This is a genomic window from Winogradskyella sp. (genome assembly GCF_028282165.1).
In the GTDB taxonomy this organism is placed as follows: Bacteria; Bacteroidota; Bacteroidia; order Flavobacteriales; family Flavobacteriaceae; genus Winogradskyella.
Map to the genome: position 1 here is coordinate 1 of NZ_JANQIM010000033.1, position 18,057 is coordinate 18,057.

At 33.9% G+C, this 18,057-nt stretch carries 18 protein-coding genes; 4 read left to right on the forward strand and 14 right to left on the reverse strand.

Going from position 1 to position 18,057, the window contains the following annotated elements:
• Positions 1-128: 128 nt before the first annotated feature.
• The 4 genes from Q0972_RS12050 to metG form a co-directional block, all read right to left on the reverse strand.
• A complete protein-coding gene (locus Q0972_RS12050) occupies positions 129-2,582 on the reverse strand; it encodes a hypothetical protein (RefSeq protein WP_299365969.1) in 2,454 nt (817 codons plus the stop codon).
• A 197-nt stretch (positions 2,583-2,779) separates the two neighbouring features.
• Positions 2,780-3,484: an OmpA family protein gene (locus Q0972_RS12055; protein WP_299365970.1), complete on the reverse strand. Its 705-nt coding sequence runs from the start codon at positions 3,482-3,484 to the stop codon at positions 2,780-2,782.
• Positions 3,485-3,531: 47 nt separating this feature from the next.
• Entirely contained in the window at positions 3,532-4,002 is a 471-nt protein-coding gene (locus Q0972_RS12060; protein WP_299365971.1) for a lipocalin family protein, read from the reverse strand.
• A gap of 198 nt (positions 4,003-4,200) precedes the next feature.
• Positions 4,201-6,258 (reverse strand): methionine--tRNA ligase, encoded by a 2,058-nt coding sequence (metG, locus tag Q0972_RS12065; RefSeq protein WP_299365972.1) that lies wholly within the window; start codon positions 6,256-6,258, stop codon positions 4,201-4,203.
• Between the two features lie 183 nt (positions 6,259-6,441).
• On the opposite strand from metG, the gene Q0972_RS12070 reads away from it, so the two are divergent.
• The gene (locus Q0972_RS12070; RefSeq protein WP_299366563.1) at positions 6,442-7,365 is read left to right on the forward strand and encodes an LD-carboxypeptidase; all 924 of its coding nucleotides are present in this window, start codon (positions 6,442-6,444) and stop codon (positions 7,363-7,365) included.
• Positions 7,366-7,444: 79 nt separating this feature from the next.
• Here Q0972_RS12070 and Q0972_RS12075 read toward each other — a convergent pair whose 3' ends face one another.
• Together Q0972_RS12075 and Q0972_RS12080 are read right to left on the reverse strand one after the other, a co-directional pair.
• Positions 7,445-8,878, reverse strand: a complete 1,434-nt coding sequence (locus tag Q0972_RS12075; protein ID WP_299365973.1) for a serine hydrolase — start codon at positions 8,876-8,878, stop codon at positions 7,445-7,447.
• Between the two features lie 80 nt (positions 8,879-8,958).
• A complete protein-coding gene (locus Q0972_RS12080; protein WP_299365974.1) occupies positions 8,959-10,068 on the reverse strand; it encodes an AraC family transcriptional regulator in 1,110 nt (369 codons plus the stop codon).
• Between the two features lie 129 nt (positions 10,069-10,197).
• On the opposite strand from Q0972_RS12080, the gene Q0972_RS12085 reads away from it, so the two are divergent.
• Positions 10,198-10,557 (forward strand): YraN family protein, encoded by a 360-nt coding sequence (locus tag Q0972_RS12085; protein ID WP_299365975.1) that lies wholly within the window; start codon positions 10,198-10,200, stop codon positions 10,555-10,557.
• Here Q0972_RS12085 and Q0972_RS12090 read toward each other — a convergent pair.
• From Q0972_RS12090 to Q0972_RS12105, 4 genes are all read right to left on the reverse strand, one after another.
• Entirely contained in the window at positions 10,554-10,892 is a 339-nt protein-coding gene (locus Q0972_RS12090; protein ID WP_299365976.1) for a hypothetical protein, read from the reverse strand. The two genes, Q0972_RS12085 and Q0972_RS12090, sit on opposite strands and share 4 nt — an antisense overlap.
• Positions 10,893-10,958: 66 nt before the next feature.
• On the reverse strand, positions 10,959-11,549 hold the full coding sequence (gene nadD / locus Q0972_RS12095; RefSeq protein ID WP_299365977.1) for a nicotinate (nicotinamide) nucleotide adenylyltransferase: 591 nt from the start codon (positions 11,547-11,549) through the stop codon (positions 10,959-10,961).
• 2 nt (positions 11,550-11,551) lie between these two features.
• A complete protein-coding gene (gmk, locus tag Q0972_RS12100) occupies positions 11,552-12,139 on the reverse strand; it encodes a guanylate kinase (protein WP_299365978.1) in 588 nt (195 codons plus the stop codon).
• A gap of 16 nt (positions 12,140-12,155) precedes the next feature.
• Complete coding sequence (locus tag Q0972_RS12105; RefSeq protein ID WP_299366565.1) at positions 12,156-13,001, reverse strand: YicC/YloC family endoribonuclease; 846 nt, start codon at positions 12,999-13,001, stop codon at positions 12,156-12,158.
• A 143-nt stretch (positions 13,002-13,144) separates the two neighbouring features.
• Here Q0972_RS12105 and Q0972_RS12110 point away from each other — a divergent pair, with 143 nt between their 5' ends.
• Entirely contained in the window at positions 13,145-13,633 is a 489-nt protein-coding gene (locus Q0972_RS12110) for a thioesterase family protein (protein ID WP_299365979.1), read from the forward strand.
• Here the strand turns inward: Q0972_RS12110 and Q0972_RS12115 are convergent.
• From Q0972_RS12115 to Q0972_RS12125, 3 genes are read right to left on the reverse strand one after another with little or no spacing between them, the layout of a single operon-like run.
• Positions 13,626-14,756, reverse strand: coding sequence for a peptidogalycan biosysnthesis protein (locus tag Q0972_RS12115; protein WP_299365980.1), 1,131 nt, complete (start codon positions 14,754-14,756; stop codon positions 13,626-13,628). The two genes, Q0972_RS12110 and Q0972_RS12115, sit on opposite strands and share 8 nt — an antisense overlap.
• Before the next feature lie 2 nt (positions 14,757-14,758).
• On the reverse strand, positions 14,759-15,649 hold the full coding sequence (locus tag Q0972_RS12120) for a DMT family transporter (protein ID WP_299365981.1): 891 nt from the start codon (positions 15,647-15,649) through the stop codon (positions 14,759-14,761).
• The gene (locus tag Q0972_RS12125; protein WP_299365982.1) at positions 15,639-15,995 is read right to left on the reverse strand and encodes an arsenate reductase family protein; all 357 of its coding nucleotides are present in this window, start codon (positions 15,993-15,995) and stop codon (positions 15,639-15,641) included. Before Q0972_RS12125 ends, Q0972_RS12120 begins: the two co-directional genes overlap by 11 nt.
• 81 nt (positions 15,996-16,076) lie before the next feature.
• On the opposite strand from Q0972_RS12125, the gene Q0972_RS12130 reads away from it, so the two are divergent.
• Entirely contained in the window at positions 16,077-17,327 is a 1,251-nt protein-coding gene (locus Q0972_RS12130; RefSeq protein ID WP_299365983.1) for a sodium:proton antiporter, read from the forward strand.
• Here the strand turns inward: Q0972_RS12130 and Q0972_RS12135 are convergent.
• Complete coding sequence (locus tag Q0972_RS12135; protein ID WP_299365984.1) at positions 17,320-18,039, reverse strand: DUF3298 and DUF4163 domain-containing protein; 720 nt, start codon at positions 18,037-18,039, stop codon at positions 17,320-17,322. The genes Q0972_RS12130 and Q0972_RS12135 overlap by 8 nt on opposite strands.
• Positions 18,040-18,057: the final 18 nt, after the last annotated feature.

Consider the following 18,057-nt stretch of genomic DNA (forward strand, 5'->3'; position numbering starts at 1 on the left):
AGAAAATCAACAAAAAATGTTTAAGCCTCTTAGCGAAGTAAGGGTTTTTCATGATGTGATGGTTATGAATGTGAAACTTGTAAGAATATACACAAAAAATTCTACAAAAGTCTAGTTTTCAGTTGTTTTTAACCTTTATTTAATAAGATGGGCTCCTCTTCAAAAATAAACGATCCATCATTTGCCATACCCTCAATAAATAATGTAATTGGTACTTCTGGTTGCGCAATTTTCATGGTTATATTTCCATTACTATCTACTTTTAGATTAGGTTTCCAATCTATAGTACCATAGTGTTTATAGAAATCGTCATTATAGTATTTATACTTGGGTGCATAGAATTGCTTTTGTTTGCTAAACGTTAAAGGGAATCCGTAAGCTTTGGCATTTTTGTTTAGATTAAGTGGGCCGGTTGGATTTTTGGTGTATATCTTAATAAACCCAGCAGGGCTTCGCATACCGTCCCCAACGCCAAATCTGTTGATTTCTACATAGTCCACATTTGTTAAGAAAAGTTCTTCAATACGTGTATAATCAACTAATAATGCATCGTTTAAAAAAATATTTACACCAAAATTTACGAGTTGGCTTAAAAAAGGATTAGTTATTGCAGTTGAGTTTGGTGTAGTTGCTAATCTCGATGTAGTTATATTAGGACCACTTGTTTTTGTAGCGAGATTCCATGCTTTATATTCCAAATAGTCTAATAACCTGATGTATGTGTTTTGATCATCTTCATTAATAACACTCACTCTGCCATATTTTCCAGTTTTTAGTTCGTTTTCCCTCTCTCTTCTTAATAAATCAGGATTAGCCGTTACAATGACTTCGTTTAGTTTTTGTATGTTTTTCAATGTCTCAAAAGATAGCGTATTGTCGTTGCTTTCTTCTTTTGTATCTTGCTTATAGTTGGGTTTTAAATTGGAAGCGATTGAACGACTATTTCGCAATTTTGGAATTTCTCTAGGGAAAAATTGTAGATATACATTAGCGGGTTTTAATTCTTTTTTGCTCGTAATTTCAGATAGTTTAATAGTGTTACCTTCCTCTGGGAATAAACGCTTTATCACGTAACTCTGTTGATCTAAATTGGCTTCCGATATTAAAAAACCCTCATTGTTAAAATGATACGCTAGGCTATTGGGCGTGCCGCTTTCGTCTAGATTTTTTGATGCATAGTTAGCTTTTATGATGATGCCCTGTTCAAAATCATTAGACAAATCAGGACTGCCTTTAAATATGGTATTCCAGTCGTAGCTACTCCAACCTTGGGTAATGAGTAGATTGTCAAGCTCAAATTTTTTTCTTTCGTCAATATTTGTGAAATAATATTTTGCGTTTTGGATGTGGCCTTTAACATAAGGACGTAAATAGTTGTAGCTTATTATGCTGTGATCGCTTTTATACGATTTAGTGCCTTGTGGTAATATAGAAGCACTTATATTGTGCTCTGCACTAGGATCGATAGTTTTAAAGTTAAGGCTAATAGTAACAGAATCCTTTAGTTGAGTAATAGAGGGTTCAGTTTGGGATTTTATTATAGGTATGTCTTTGTAATTAAATATAAGGCGTTCTGCAATGGGTTGATCATTTTCATTAAAAAGTGTAAGTATCTTAAGACCAGGTTTACTGTCAAGTTCAATAACTTTTGTAACTACGGTATGGTCAGTAAAATAGATATCTATAAGATTAGCATCATCTCCATTATGGAGAACCAATGAATAACGCTTGTTCTTAATTGAATTTAGAGTATTAGCGTTGGTAATTGCCGACACAAAAAACTTATCCTTTAACCTTTTAACTGATAATATAACGCCATTTCTATGGCTTTTCATCATCTCATTAAGATTCAAAATAATATCTTGGTTATCTAGTTTTACGGTGTAATTTTGACTAATATCCGCGACTATTGCAAATCGACAAATACCTAATTGATTGGTTTTAAATGACGTGATTGTATTGCCATCTCCATCCATCACTTCCCCACTAACGGATGGAATTCCATAACCATTTTTATCTTTTATGACGACACCAATTGTATTTTCTACACCGTGCAATAAATGGCCACTTTCTGGTAAGAATTGCGCATCTATAGTATTTGTTGTTTCATTTTCGGTGATATCTCTAACCTTTTGGTCTTTAATTTTTATGGTCTCGATAAAATGATTTTGCTCGTTAAAGTTGTTCATCCAATTAGTATATGCTTTAATTCGATAGTTACCATGAGCAAACAAAGAATCTACTTCAATGGTGTTAGAGGCTACACCATTTTGTACTTCAATGAGTTTTTGCTTTACAATATTTTTGGCATCATCTTCTATGCTAACATATAGATTTGTAGTAAGCGCAGAAGGTCTTTTGTCCTTTTTGTCTAGGACATATGCAGTAAACCCAATAATCTCACCAATGACATAAGTAGACTTATTTAAGTGCAGGTACACAACTTCACGAGGTGCTTCTGTATATTCTTCATAAGCTTCTAAGATATCTAGTTCTTCTTGAGAATAGACAGAAAGACTGATAAGTAGTAGAAAAAGACTAAAAACAATTTTGGAAAAAGAGCGCGTAAAATTCGTTTTCATAGCAATCGATTTTCTTATAAAAATATCGAAAACTATAGTAATAAAGAAGAACTTTAATATGAGTTTAATAAAATTTGAGAGGGAACTAGTTTAATGACTAATAATTAAATCAACTATTCTTCAACCCATTGAGTTAAAACCTAAAAATAAAAAGCAAGTTTTTTTAACTTGCTTTTTTTAAATTATTGAGTTGAAGCCTAATTCCCAGCTTCTTCCCTTGCTTCATTAATCATAGTTTCATCAGGTAAAATAGCAATATTTACGCGTCTGTTTTTAGAACGACCATCGGCAGTAGCATTGTCGTATTTGGGTTGGGTTTCGCCATACCAATTGGTGGTAAAACGTCCTTGACTTATACCTTTTTCTACTAAATAATTAGTTACAGAATAGGCGCGCTTTTTGGAAAGTTCCATATTGTATTCATCGCTACCCGTGTTATCAGTATGACCAACAACTAAAATTTTGGTATCCGTATACTCGTTAAAGATTCCTGCTAGTTTATCTAAAGTAACTTTTGAGGCCTCGTTGACATAAGATTTGTTAGTATCAAAGTATACACCACTTTTTTCATCAAAAGTGAGTACAATGCCATTATCTACCCTTTCTACCTCTGCACCTGGGATTTCTTCTTCAATTTTTTGAGCTTGCTTATCCATTTTCTGACCAATCAGTATACCTGCACCACCACCGATAACACCACCAATTACCGCACCGAGCTCACCATTACCACCTTTTCCTACGTTATTACCAATAATAGCACCTAAAATAGCACCACCAGCAGCACCGATAACAGCACCTTTTTGTTTGTTATTAGCATTATCTACAGCTTTACAGTTGGTAAATGCTACAAGTGTTACTACTGCAAGAGCTACAATTCCGATTTTGTTTATGTATAGTTTCATCTGGTTAAAATTTTAATATTAATTATACCCATCATGGGTGTTGTGATTTATTGCTTGTAAAAGTTCATTTTTAGCGTTACAGGTTTGCCTTCTAGACTTACGGTTTGTTCCCATTGCATACTGGTGTCGGTTAAGGACGTGAGACTAAGCCTAAAACCTCTATTGGTTTCTGATTTGCCGCGTTGGTCTGTTGGTTTTAATAGGAAATCATAAAGACCCGTGACTTCGTCAATTTCATCAATAGTAAATACAAAGTAACGTTGTACGCCGTCACAGTCAGCGCCACTTAAGGTATAGTTGCCTGTATTATTGTTAGGAATAAATTGCCATGAACTCCCTTCAAAACAGGCTTTGCTGGCATCGTTTAATAAGGTTATTTTTAGTTCGCCAATGACTGAAGATGTCACTTTATCTAAGGTCCAATTGCCTTTTATGATTTTACGGGAATCGCGTACTGTTTTTGATGCACCACATGATAAGAGACAGATGGTCAAAAATCCTAAAAGTAGTCGTTTCATGATACTATTGTTATAATTAATAATGATATTTTGTAAAAATACAAAGTGTTTTGGTTTTATTCATTCTTGGTTTTAGATAGATGGATTAAGTAAAGGTTAAGTTTTGAGAACTTTAAGAATTCAATGCAATGTTTTCATTATCAATTATATTGCTAATCCACTTAAACGATTTATTGTACTGTTACTGCAAAGTTCTAACTAACTAATCTTAAGCCCGTTGTCTACAGCTTTGTTAGCATCAGGATTCACAAAGACTAAACTTCCATTTTCGTCCTCGGTCATTAAAATCATACCTTGACTATCGACACCCCTCAGTTTTCGTGGTGCTAAATTTACTAGAACGGTCACACGTTTACCGATGACTTCCTCTGGTTTAAAGCTTTCGGCTATCCCCGAAACTATAGTACGTACATCTATACCTGTATCTACCTTCAAAACCAATAACTTTTTGGTTTTTGGCATTTTTTCTGCCTCTAAAATAGTACCTACCCTGATGTCTAATTTTGTAAAGTCATCAAAGGTAATTTCTTCTTTTTGCGGATCTATACTTTTTTTAGCTGCTTCGTTAGCTTTTTTGTTAGCGGCTAGTCTATCTAGCTGCTTTTGAATTTCTGAATCTTCAATTTTTGAAAATAGCAATTCTGGTTTTCCTGTTTGTATGGAATGTCCGGATGGTAATAGAATTTCATTATTTGAGATGCTATCCCATGTATTATCTTCAGAATTTAAAATACCTTTTAATTTGTTTGAGGTAAATGGCAAAAAGGGCTCGGATAAAACTGCTAAAGCCGATGCAATTTGAAGGGCGATAAACATCACGGTCTTTGTGCGCTCTTCATCAGTCTTTATGGTTTTCCAGGGCTCTTCATCAGCTAAATACTTATTGCCAAGACGAGCTAGATTCATCAGTTCTTGGCTTCCTTCTCTAAAACGGTAACGCTCAATAGAACTAGAGATTACACTGGGGTATGCTTTTAGTGTGGCTAAGGTCTTTTCATCAACATCGTTATAATCTGATGGTTGTGGTACAACACCGTTATAGTATTTATTGGTCAGTACAACAACACGATTAACGAAGTTCCCAAAAATAGCAACAAGTTCATTATTATTTCTGGCTTGAAAATCTTTCCAAGTAAAATCGTTATCCTTTGTTTCTGGTGCATTAGCCGTCAGGGCATAGCGCAGTACATCTTGTTGGTTAGGGAAATCTATAAGATATTCTGGTAACCATACAGCCCAATTCTTGGACGTCGATAATTTTTGGCCTTCTAAATTTAAAAACTCATTAGCTGGCACATTTTCTGGCAATATATAAGAACCTTCGGCTTTAAGCATAGAAGGAAAAATAATACAATGAAAGACTATGTTATCCTTACCTATAAAATGTACAAGTGTAGTCTCCTCGTTTTTCCAATAGTCTTCCCAATTTTTGCCTTCACGTTCTGCCCATTCCTTTGTAGAAGATATATAACCTATAGGTGCATCAAACCATACATAAAGCACTTTACCTTCTCCACCTTTTACAGGAACCGGAATTCCCCAATCTAAGTCTCTGGTTACTGCTCTAGGACGCAAGCCATCATCTATCCATGATTTTACCTGGCCATACACATTAGGCTTCCAGTCTTTTTTATGGCCTTTAAGTATCCATTCTTTTAAAAATTCTTCGTGCTTGTTTAATGGTAGAAACCAATGTTTGGTTTCTTTTAAAGTTGGGGTATTTCCTGTAATTGCAGATTTTGGATTTATCAAATCCGTTGCATTATGACTCGTGCCGCAGTTTTCACATTGGTCACCATAGCTTTCTTCATAACCACAATTAGGGCATGTTCCGATTACGAAACGGTCTGCCAAAAACTGATTGACTTCGGCATCATATAATTGCTCAGTAACTTCTTCAACAAATTCGTTTTTATCATATAAGATCTTAAAAAACTCCGAAGCAGTATCGTGGTGAATTTTAGCTGAGGTGCGCGAGTAATTGTCAAACGAAATGCCAAAGTCTTCAAATGACTTTTTAATTATAGCATGATACTTATCAACGATGGCCTGAGGCGATACACCTTCTTTTTTTGCTTTAATAGTTATAGGAACACCATGTTCATCACTTCCACAAACAAAGGCCACGTCATTTCCTCTTAGTCTTAAATATCTCGAATAAATATCAGCCGGGACATAAACACCAGCTAAATGACCAATATGGATTGGGCCATTAGTATAAGGTAAAGCTGCTGTTATGGTATATCGTTTTGACATAATTTCAATATTTTCAAAGCTACAAAAGTACGCAATATAAAAACAGTTCTAAAAAAAAATGTACATTTACAAAAAGCTGTTTTTATGATTTTGAGAAGTCTAGTTTTACCTATAATCCTTACAATTAATTTTGGCTTATTTAATCGGCTTTATACTCAAAATGAAATTGATAACTATTCTGAAATGACAACGGATTTAATTCAACCACCTTATTTAAAAGAAGGTGATACTGTTGCTATTGTCGCTCCCTCTGGGATTTTGAAAAATCGAGAGCGCGAAGTACAACAGGCCATAGATTTACTAAAAAGTTGGGGTTTGCATGCTGTTGTTGGCCAACACGTGTTCAGTAAAGCCAATCATTTTGCAGGTACGGACGATGAACGCTGTGAGGATTTACAACGCGCTATGGACGATCCTAAAATCAGTGCTATTTGGTGTGCTAGAGGGGGTTATGGTACAGTAAGAATTTTAGATAAATTAGACTATACTAAATTTAAGGATAAGCCAAAATGGGTTATAGGTTACAGTGATATTACCGCATTGCATAATCAGTTGCATAATAAAGGTTTTGAATCGCTTCATGCTTTAATGTGCGTGAGCTTAACTAAGGATTTAAGTGAAGTTCAAACATCAATCGATACATTTAAATCTGCTTTGTTCGGAAACCCTGCAAATTATACTTTAAAAGGCTCTAACTATAATAGAACAGGAGAGGCATCTGGTATACTTGTTGGTGGAAATCTAACAATGCTTCACACAATGTTGGGTTCTGAAGAGAGTATAGACACCTCTGGAAAAATTTTGTTTATTGAAGAAATAGGTGAATATAAGTACCATATCGATAGAATGCTGCAGAGCATGAAGCGTGCCGGCTATTTTAATAATCTTAAAGGTTTGATAGTTGGCGATATGACTAAACTTAGAAAAAACACCACGCTTTGGGGAACCTCTGTAGAACAGCTTGTTCTTGATGCCTTGTCTCAATACGATTTTCCAATTGCCTTTAATATGCCAGCAGGGCATGAAAATGATAATAGAGCACTGATTTTTGGTAGGACTATTCAATTAGAGGTTAATAAGACCGAATCTTTAGTGGTGTTTAATTAGATTATTCTACTTTTTCAAAGACGAAAAGATTTCTCTTTCATAATGTTTTAAGAGTAGTTTTGATATAGTGGTTAATAAGTTATAGTTTTTTTAGAGTTAGTATTTTCCCAATACTTTCTGCATAGACTAAACCTGTAACCACCTTGTTTTGATATTTGAAGGATAGTTTGTAAAAGTCTTGTGCACCCTTAAAGGTAAAGTGATTTTCTTGTATTTTATATAATTGTACTCGTTCTTTTGAGTTTTCTGGTTGTACAAATAATTTTCCTTTTCTCAATTTGATGAACAAACGAGTGCCTTGATTTTCGTAAGTACCTTCTAGAAGCTCTATTTCTTGCTCTGAAATTTCTATGGTATTATAGGATTTCATAACGGGCCAGTTGTAAACTGTTGATATACTAGACATTAACTCTTGTAAAAACTGTTCTCCACCATCAGAGTTAACTAAAACTACTGCACCATCACCACCTTCTATTGAGCCATAGACTAAGGCTGTATACCCTAAATTTTGTCCTGCATGCCAAAACATATATGCCTTATCTATACCTTTAAGATTTACACCTAAGCCTTTGTTATTAATCTGTGGCGTCATCATTTCTTGAGTCAGTTGACTATTTAATATTCGATTAGTTTGAATTCCAATAACCAATTTTGCTAAATCTTCGGCAGTTGTCCATGGTCCAGCGGCACCCTTTTCGGGATATATATGGTATTTTTTCTTCTTTAGTGACTTCCCGTTATAAAGATGCCCATCAGCAATAGGTTTGCCTAAATTTATATCGGGGCTATAATTATAAGTTGAATTTGTCATTTGTAAAGGCTCAAAAATGTGTTGTTCTACATATTCTTCAAAAGGTATTCCGCTGACATCCTCCACTAACAATTGAATGATTAAATAACCCCCGCCAGAATAACGTTCTTTAGTTCCGGGTTTGGTTTTAATGGAGAGCGATTTCCTTGTCTTGGCAGGGGATTCATTGTTTAATATTTGAAGTAGTGAAGGAATATCATCTGTAGGTTTATACCCTAAAAAACCATAATCATCCGTCAATCCTGCAGAATGTGTTAATAAATGTCTTAGGGTTACTGGTTGATCTTTAGTAAAACTATTCTCCTCTAGTTTCCATCGCTTCAAATAAAGGTTTACATTTTTATCTAAATCTATTTGACCCTGTTCAACTAATTTCAGTGAGACTAGTGAGGAAATAATTTTACCTATTGAAGCTGACTGAAATAGCGTTTGAGTGCTTATAGTCTTGGTTTTGTCTTGATTGCAATAACCATATCCTTTAGACCAATCTATTTTGCCCTTATTTATAACTGCAATACTTGCTCCATGGATTTTATGTTTTTTTAATTGGTCATAAATTGTATTAGTAGTTAAAGGAGAAGTATCTGTAATTAATGTAGGAAAAATAAGATTATTTTCAACTTGCTGGATTCGTTTTTCTAAATCCTGAGAATGTAAAGGGATTGATAGTATTAGACCTATCAATAATATTGTCGTTTTCATTTATGTAAAGTATTATGCTTATTGAGTGCAAAATAAGTCTATGAGAACATTGTAAATCTATTCAAATCTAGATTTGAGAGTTATTTAAGGTGTATTTTTTGATATTCTTTAGGCGAGAGATTGGTCAGTAATTTGAACGTTCTTTGAAATGTGGCTTGTGAATTAAAACCACATTCAAAGGCAATTCCGGTAATGGTTAAGTCTTTCGAATCTTCATTAAGTAATCTTAGTTTAAATTCTTCAACACGATAGGTGTTTACAAACTCGTTAAATGATTTTCCAATATGCTGATTCAAAACAGAAGAGATAACTTTTTGGGGGATGTTAAGATGATTGACCATATCGTCTAATTTTAATGTTGGATTTAAGAATAAGCGGTCTACTATCATTGCTTTTTCTAGTGCTGTAGAAGTGTCTTCTACAAGCTTAACTGGCAATTGCAATTCCTTACGACTTTTTCTACGATGCTTAAAACTAATGATATAGCCATTAATACCGAGCCAATAGATTAGAACCATTAAAGGCATATAAACAGGATACCAACCAACATAGCTTAAGAGGTCATCTGATAAATTAGGGATAATGTAAGGTATTAAATGTAATAACCATATTAACGCAAATACGGTAAAGCCTATCGTAAACCGATTTGCCCAAATAAAGAAGTCCTTGTCTTTTCCTTTATAATTAATTAAGAGTTTCCTAGAAATCATTAGGTAGATTCCCAAAGAAATCCAACGTGGAATATCTGCAAACTTGTTGTAGTTGTCTACGAAGTTGACCAGATGTTTACTTTTATCAGTATTGCTTAATCCAAAAAGACTTCCAAGGATAAAAATGAGATAGATTAGATAAGGAAGTAGGTCAATGATGACTGTATAGAAATGAGCCTTATTTTTTTTACTTAATTGAAATTCGGGATATAAAATCGATTTAACATAGAAGTACACTAATGGTCCAATGGGCATTATGATTACCAAAGGCAAGATGGAGCCCAAAACAATCCATATGGTTGAGGTGAATTCTACCGCTTCTAAAAAATAAATATTTAAACACGCGAGTGAAATAAATAAAATAAGCCAAGAAAGTAGCTTATTAGCGAGTACGTTTGATCGTATTTGCCGTAATAAAAAACAAGTAATAAGTCCTTGTATAGCGCCAACTAAAATGAGAATATTAAGAATACTTTGCATAACATTCAAAAAATATCAATAACAACGAGCTTTTTCATTACAACTAAATGGAAAGGTGAAAATTGAATTGATGAATCTAAGTATTTTGATTATGACTTAAATGTAATACTATTTTTCTATTTTAGAGATATGGCACAACACAATGAACTTGGCAAAAAAGGCGAACAATTAGCAATCGAGTATCTTATTGAAAAAAACTACGCTATTATTGAGCGTAATTATCGATTTGAAAAAGCTGAAGTAGATATCATTGCCCAAAAAGAAGATATTTTGGCTATAGTTGAGGTGAAAACACGTTCTACGGCAGATTTTGGGAATCCACAAGATTTTGTAAAGCCTAAACAGATTAAAAATTTAGTCAAGGCGGTTAATGAATATGTAGTTGAAAACGATCTGGATGTTGAAGTTCGGTTTGATATAGTTGCTATTGTAAAAGAAAAAGAAGATTTTAAAATAGAGCATCTAGAGAATGCTTTCTATCATTTTTAGAGATAAATATTGGTGATAACAACTAAAAGGCTATAAAAAAGTACATTTACTATTTTATCTTTAGTGTCTAGGGATAAAAACCTTTTCATTTCTTTTTTAAGCACATTGAAAGTTAAAACGATACTTACAAACACCACACTCAGTCCTGTAAACCAATAGAGAGATTCAGGATAAGGTAATGTTACATTTGTTACTAATAAAAGGATAAGAAGAACACCAGCAATCAGAACTCGTTTTTCTGAGCTAGCACTCAAATTATTTCTCAATAAAATAGTATTGATTTTTGATACAATTAGGGCAATAACAGCTGCTAATAAAACTATAGTAAATATCATCTCTTTTTCAATCTTTGTTTTAGTTAAAATTAGTTATTCTTTTGAAAAGAAAAGAAACTGTTTTTGTTAAATTTTAAAATGCCTATAAAAGTTCATTTCATCTATATAATCCCACACATTATCGGATAACATAGGGCGAATACTTCTACCAGCTTTAATTTCTTTTCTTATAAACGTAGAAGACAGCTCTATTATTGGAGCAGAAATGTTAAAAATTTTTGGATGGTTATTAAAACGGGTTTCGACCTTTCCTTCAGACAATCTAGGATAAACATAAATATTATGATTTTCTAAAATGAATTCGTAGTTTTTCCACTTATGAAAGCTCTTTAAGTTATCTTCTCCCATAATCAAGGCAAAATCATACCGAGGGAATTTTTCATATAAATAAGCGAGCGTGTCAATTGTATAATTGGGCTGTTTTAAGCCAAATTCAATATCGCTTGGGCATAACTTGGTATAATCTTTTGTCGCACGATAAACCATCTCTAGTCTTTGATGGTTATCTAGTAGGCTACTTTTTTTCTTAAAGGGACTTTGAGGGGTTACAACAAACCAAACTTGGTCTAAATTACTATGTTCGGCCAAATGGTTAGCTATGATTAAGTGTCCTACATGTATGGGGTTAAATGTGCCAAAAAAGAGTCCAACCTTCATAATTATTCATTTACAAAATCAGAAACCAATTGATATGCATGCTCTAACGCATGGTCTAAATTAGAGTTAACAACAATAACATCAAATAGGGGGGCTGTAGCCAACTCTGCAGGAGCTTTGGCTACGCGCATACTTATCTTGTCTTCACTTTCCTCACCACGTTCCTTTAAGCGTCTAACCAATTCATTTAAATCAGGTGGCTTTACAAATACAGCTAGAGTTTCCTCAGGAAATTTGCGTTTTATTCTTAAACCACCAGAAACATCAATATCAAAAATGACATGTTTCCCTTTTGCCCATATACGTTCTACTTCAGACTTTAATGTACCATAAAAATTATCCCTGTAAACCTCTTCCCATTCTAAAAACTCATCAGCCTTTATCTTGTTCTTAAACTCTTTAAGAGATAAATAGTAATAATCCTTTCCATGTTGCTCATTTCCACGTTTTTTCCTAGAAGTCGCAGAAATAGAAAACTCTAAATTAAGTTCTTCTTGTTTTAACAAATGGCGTACAATTGTCGTTTTTCCAGAACCCGAAGGGGCTGAAAAGACAATGAGTTTACCTTGTTTATTTGTTTTTTTTGACACTAAGTTTTTGTTTTGGTTAGAGTACGTTCAACAATTGTTCCTTAATTTTTTCGAGTTCATCCTTCATTTGTACCACTAGTTTTTGCATAGGAGCGTAGTTGGATTTTGAACCTATTGTATTTATTTCCCTCCCTATTTCCTGAGAGATAAAACCAAGCTTTTTTCCGTTAGAATCGCTAGATTTCAAAGCTTTGGTAAAATAATCCAAATGATTATCAAGTCTCACTTTCTCTTCGGTAATGTCAAACTTTTCTATGTAGTAAACCAGTTCTTGTTCAAAACGATTTTCATCTACTTTTTCCTTTATTTCTGCAATGCCTTTTTCTAATCGAGCTCTAACGCCTTCGATACGCTCAGGATCCATGTCAATAACGTTTTCTAGTAATTGTTTTAAAGTAGCAATCCTTTCTAAAAAATCTTGTTTTAATATTTTACCTTCATCTTCTCTATACGCTACAATTTTAGAAATGGCATCTTTAATACCATTGGCAATGACGTTCCATTCTTCTTCATCAATATCATCGCGTTCTGTAGTTACGGCATCTGGTAAACGGATGGCCATTTTTAGTAATTCAGTCGTATCTCCATCAACAACATCCTTGAGTTGTTTTATATACTCTTTAACAACTGTTTTGTTGATTTTTGAACTTGTATCCTCTCCGGTAATTTCTACATATAGTGAAAAATCGATCTTTCCTCTAATAAGATGTTTAGCAATGTCTTTTCTGATGTCAAGCTCTTTGGCACGGTACATCGATGGCATCCTAGCATTGACATCTAAATTCTTACTGTTCAGGGATTTTAACTCGATAGATATTTTTTTGGTAGGGAGCTGTAAAACAGACTTCCCGTAACCCGTCATGGACTGTATCATTAATATGATGCGATTAAAGTTGCGCAAAGGTACAAAATAGATTTGGCATCAAATGATTGTTAAATCATTGTAAAGTATTATGCGTGCATAATATTTTTTCTAACTTTGCCACATAGTTATAAGATAAAAAAATGTACAAAAAACAATTTGAAATACGGTGGAGCGATGTTGATGCTAATGGTCATTTGGCCAATTCTGCTTATACTAATTTTATGAGTCATGCAAGGATGTCCTTTTTTGGCGAACATGGTTTCTCGATGCCAGAAATTAGAAAATATAATGTTGGTCCTGTAGTCTTCTACGAACATATGTACTATTTTAAAGAATCCTTTATTGGTGCGCCAATAACTGTCACTATTGAGGTTTCTGGTTTAAGCGAAGACGGTATGCTGTTTATGTTTAAACATGATTTTTATAACGAAAATGGAGATAATCTTGCTTATTGTGAAATGCAAGGTGCTTGGATAGATTTAAAGGCTCGAAAACTTACAGCCTTACCAAAACCATTACTTAGTTTAGCAGAAAAATTCCCAAAATCTGAAGATTTTAAAATTCTTACTAAAGCCGATACTAGGAAACATGGCGTACAACCAAAACCTTTAAGTGTGCAAACTATTTAAATGGCTGATGCTGTTTAAAAGATTTTATTTGCACATTTTTTATAAAAGGCTTTAAAACCTGATTTGGCAAATAGTGTTTGTGTTTACAGTAACAAGTTAATGTCTTAGGTTGTGCCCCTAATGTACTCTTAATCTCAGAAGCCGTTCTACCTAGATTAATTTGAGTGGATTTTGTTTCGATACCTATCCTTACATAGTCATTTAAGATTCTCGGATAGATCGCATAGGTTTTGTTGTTAGAGTAGTCAATACCTATAAAATGTGCATCGAGATGATCACCATTTTGCATAGCGGATAAAAATCCAACCAATTGATTATTTAAGAAATAGCCTTTTACAATGAACTTATCTTTATAGGTGCTTTTAAGATGTATATAAGTGTCTAGGTTTAAGATTTGAGCATTAAAGTCCGCATTGTCAATAGTATTTTGGTACAGTGCCTGAAGCTCATCTTTATGCTTTTTTATATCATCTTCGCTAAAAAGTTTAGCCTCTAGCGCTTCACTTTTAGCATCAGCTCTATTGGCCTTAACTCTATACTTGGATTTTAATGCATTGGTATAGTCATTGAAGGATTGCCATTCTGGTCTTAAATAGATTATCATGTTTGACTCTACGTGCATAGAAGCATAATCGAATGATTTTAAATGGTCAGTAATATAGAGCGACTCGTCTTCAAAATCCTTTATGAAAATGGCATGAAGCCGTTTGCATCTATACAACCTCTTTACAGTCTTCGCAATAGCAATAAATGTTTCTACTTTTGGTTCTCCATCTTTTAAAAATGTACCATACTCACCGCTCAAAAAGACATTGCCGCAAAACAGAACCTTTATGCTGTTTTTGCAAAACATGTTATTGACTATTCGCCTTAACTTAGGCCACATCTTAATATTCTTGGTAATGGTTTCGATACCTATGGTCACCAATTGTGTATTGGCAAATGCTACGGCTTCATTGTCTTTTAGTATAAGGATGTAGTTAAATGCTATATCCGTATTGGCAAGTTCAAATGCTTTTAAAAACTCAGGCGAATAGTAAATATTTGTGGTGCAATTAAGACTATCCCAATAGTGTTTTGGGATATCGTCTACGGCCCGAAATATTTTGGAAGTTAAGGTCAAACTTAAACTTTTTTAGGTTTAATAGATACAATATACACACCAGAAAAGATTAAGGCCATAGCAATAACTTTAATAACATCGATAGCATCTACACCCATAATAATGGCAAAAAGCCCAGCAATTACAGGTTGCAAATAGATAAAAACACCGACTGTAGATGCTTTTAGTTTACTCAAGGCAAAAGGATTTAAAATGTAGGTTGCAAAAGTCGCACCTACAATTACAAAACCTACTGAGAACGACACATAGGGCGTAAAGGTCTCCCATTGAATATCCGATAATTCATTATATCCAAAAGGGACGACCATAAAAAAGCCAAAAAGGAACAACCATTTTATGAATGTAAACGGATGATACTTTTTGGTCAACTGTTTTATTAAGATTATATAGATACTGTATGAAATGGCATTAATAAAAATAAAAGTATTACCTAAAATCACATTATCGCCACTTCGAGTCGATTTACCATAAACTGTAAGCACTAATGCGCCACATAGTGCCAAGAATATACCGATGACCTTTAACGCAGTTACTTTTTCATTTAGGATGACCGCTGAAAGGATTAAGATAATAACAGGAGTAATCGTTACGATGGCAGAAGCATGTATAGGTGTAGTAAGCTCCAAACCTTTTAAGAACAATAGCATGTTAATGACCACCCCAAAAACTGCAGCAACGAAAAATCGAAAATAGTCTTTACGTTCAATTTTTTCTCTAGGTAATAGAAAGCTAAAAAGCCAAAACAGAATAGCAGCTCCTCCTACTCTTAATACAACGAAAGCAAAAGGTTTAATGTAATTTTCATTCATAACGACCTTCGCAAAGGTGTAGTTGAGCCCATATAATACTTGTACCATAAACAGCGCAAATATGGCAAATGCTCTACTGTTCATGCATAGCTTGTTTTGCAGCTTCTACTGTTTTTTTGGAATTACCAATAAAAATCTGATCTTGAAAAATGATTACAGGACGCTTTAAAAATGTATAATGCTTCAAGATATAGTTTTTATAGTCTTCTTCTGAAAGGGATTTGTTCTTTAAATCGAGTTCTTTGTAAAGCCTTGCACGTTTGCTAAATAAACTTTCATAGCTATCCGTTAAAGATCTCATTTCTTCAATTTGGTCTATAGTAATAGCTTCATTTTTTATATCCTGAAGCTGAAAATCATCTTGAAGTTCTAGTTCATTTATAATTCTAGTGCAAGTGTTGCATGTGCTTAGATAATACATTTTTGCCATATGAAATCTAATTAAATTTAAGACTGCAAAGTAACCTTATTTCATGTGAAAAATAGTTACATTTAAGAAAAATATAATTCTATGGAATATTATTCTATCGCTACGATTCTAATTGTTCTGTCTGCTATTTTTGGGTACATCAATGTACGCTTTTTAAAGCTTCCTATTACTATAGGTCTTATGCTGATTACTATTGTTTTTACAATGGTTTTAGTTGGGATAGCACAATTTGATAATACACTTTTGCTACGGGAAAAGGCGTTTATCAATAGCATAGATTTTGAGACGGTTTTATTGGATATTATGTTAAGCTTCCTACTATTTGCAGGTGCTTTGCATACCAATTTTGATCAACTTAAAGTACAAAGAGGCCCTATATTAGCTTTTGCAACCCTTGGTGTTCTTGTGTCCACTTTTTTAGTCGGGATCATTATGTTCTATGTGTTGGGTTGGATCGGATTAGAGGTGACTTTCATAAATTGTTTGTTGTTCGGCGCCTTAATATCTCCTACAGACCCTATAGCTGTTTTAGGTATTCTAAAAAAAGCAGGTGCACCCAAAAAATTAGAGACCAAGATTGTCGGCGAATCATTGTTTAATGATGGTGTTGGAGTAGTTGTATTTTTAACCATATTTGCCATTGCTGCAAAACCAAATGCCCCCGTAGAATTTTCTGATATTGCTACACTTTTTGGTCAGGAAGTCATAGGAGGTTTAGCGTTGGGGTTGTTTTTAGGATGGATAACCTACCGTTTAATGAGATCCATAGATAATTATGAAATTGAGGTTATCCTTACGATTTCTGCGGTAATGGGTGGTACCATGCTAGCACATAAATTTCATTTATCTGCACCATTAGCCATGGTAACAGCCGGATTAATTGTAGGTAATGATACAGTACGCCATACAGCAATGTCCGAAACTACCGAAGCCTATGTTGACAAATTCTGGGAGTTGATAGATGTACTTTTAAACACCATACTGTTCATTATGATCGGTATGGAGATGTTGGTGCTAACCCTTGAAGGGAAATATATATATGCTGGTTTGTTGGCCATTCCGATTATTTTAATGTGCCGCTACATGTCACTATGGCTACCTATAAAATTCTTTGCAAAACGATTAGACTTTGTGCCCAAAACTAATTTAATCATGACCTGGGGAGGTTTACGAGGAGGTATATCAATTGCCTTGGCATTAAGTTTAACCCAAGAAATGCATAGAGAACTGTTTTTGGTCATTACGTATATTGTGGTAATTGTTTCCATTTTAGGGCAAGGTTTAACGGTAGAGCCTATAATTAAACAAATAACAAAAAAGCAGACTAGTTGAGTTTTAAGTAAGGCTCCACCTCTTCAAACGGAATCACAAATTCTGTATAACCCTGATCGTAAGAGGCAATTTCATAAACATTGTATAGTAAAACCAATCCGTCATCACTGTAGCCTATATTTTCAGGTAGTTGAAATGGTTTCCCAAAGAAAAAGTCTTCCATTCTTGCTGACTCCTCTCTATTTTTCAGTGACTTTTCAAAATGGATTTTAGCTAAGGTTTTAAAGTCTTCTAGATTATTAATCATTTGATCTCGACTAAGTATGTCTCCAGTTTCAGCATTGAGATTTAAGAATGAAATTCTATCGTTCCCATGAGCGCCTCCTTGAAACTCATAAGTGCTAATTGCGATACTAATAATGGTTTCAGTTTGATAGGTTTTTTCTGTCTCAATATGAAGCTCCCAAATAGCTTCTGAAGCTTCTGGAAAGTCGTTTTTAAAGTCTAAATACTCCTGGTTGAAATCCTTTAAGATAGTTTCAAGATTCGACTTATTTATGGTATCACTTAGTGAAGCGACTATCGTTTCATCAATATGTGTGTTTATTTTTTTACTCAATTCATCGTTACCGGTTGCCCTATCAAGATTTGCAGATATCTGTGCTTCATAAGTGTTTTCAATAGCAACTGTAGCAAATGCTATGGCTTCATATTCAGATTTACAAGAATTCAAAAAACAAAAAAGTACCAAAATGAATGTAATGCGTTTCACAAGTAATAGATTTTAAGA

What these genes read in the sequence shown, in the direction of transcription:
- Q0972_RS12130 (WP_299365983.1), top strand. Translation starts at nt 16,077, where the DNA reads ATGGAATATTATTCTATCGCTACGATTCTAATTGTTCTGTCTGCTATT.
- Q0972_RS12120 (WP_299365981.1), bottom strand. Translation starts at nt 15,649, where the DNA reads ATGAACAGTAGAGCATTTGCCATATTTGCGCTGTTTATGGTACAAGTA.
- Q0972_RS12125 (WP_299365982.1), bottom strand. Translation starts at nt 15,995, where the DNA reads ATGGCAAAAATGTATTATCTAAGCACATGCAACACTTGCACTAGAATT.
- Q0972_RS12050 (WP_299365969.1), bottom strand. Translation starts at nt 2,582, where the DNA reads ATGAAAACGAATTTTACGCGCTCTTTTTCCAAAATTGTTTTTAGTCTT.
- Q0972_RS12085 (WP_299365975.1), top strand. Translation starts at nt 10,198, where the DNA reads ATGGCACAACACAATGAACTTGGCAAAAAAGGCGAACAATTAGCAATC.
- Q0972_RS12055 (WP_299365970.1), bottom strand. Translation starts at nt 3,484, where the DNA reads ATGAAACTATACATAAACAAAATCGGAATTGTAGCTCTTGCAGTAGTA.
- Q0972_RS12060 (WP_299365971.1), bottom strand. Translation starts at nt 4,002, where the DNA reads ATGAAACGACTACTTTTAGGATTTTTGACCATCTGTCTCTTATCATGT.
- Q0972_RS12080 (WP_299365974.1), bottom strand. Translation starts at nt 10,068, where the DNA reads ATGCAAAGTATTCTTAATATTCTCATTTTAGTTGGCGCTATACAAGGA.
- Q0972_RS12090 (WP_299365976.1), bottom strand. Translation starts at nt 10,892, where the DNA reads ATGATATTTACTATAGTTTTATTAGCAGCTGTTATTGCCCTAATTGTA.
- Q0972_RS12110 (WP_299365979.1), top strand. Translation starts at nt 13,145, where the DNA reads ATGTACAAAAAACAATTTGAAATACGGTGGAGCGATGTTGATGCTAAT.
- Q0972_RS12105 (WP_299366565.1), bottom strand. Translation starts at nt 13,001, where the DNA reads ATGACGGGTTACGGGAAGTCTGTTTTACAGCTCCCTACCAAAAAAATA.
- Q0972_RS12075 (WP_299365973.1), bottom strand. Translation starts at nt 8,878, where the DNA reads ATGAAAACGACAATATTATTGATAGGTCTAATACTATCAATCCCTTTA.
- Q0972_RS12070 (WP_299366563.1), top strand. Translation starts at nt 6,442, where the DNA reads ATGACAACGGATTTAATTCAACCACCTTATTTAAAAGAAGGTGATACT.
- nadD (WP_299365977.1), bottom strand. Translation starts at nt 11,549, where the DNA reads ATGAAGGTTGGACTCTTTTTTGGCACATTTAACCCCATACATGTAGGA.
- metG (WP_299365972.1), bottom strand. Translation starts at nt 6,258, where the DNA reads ATGTCAAAACGATATACCATAACAGCAGCTTTACCTTATACTAATGGC.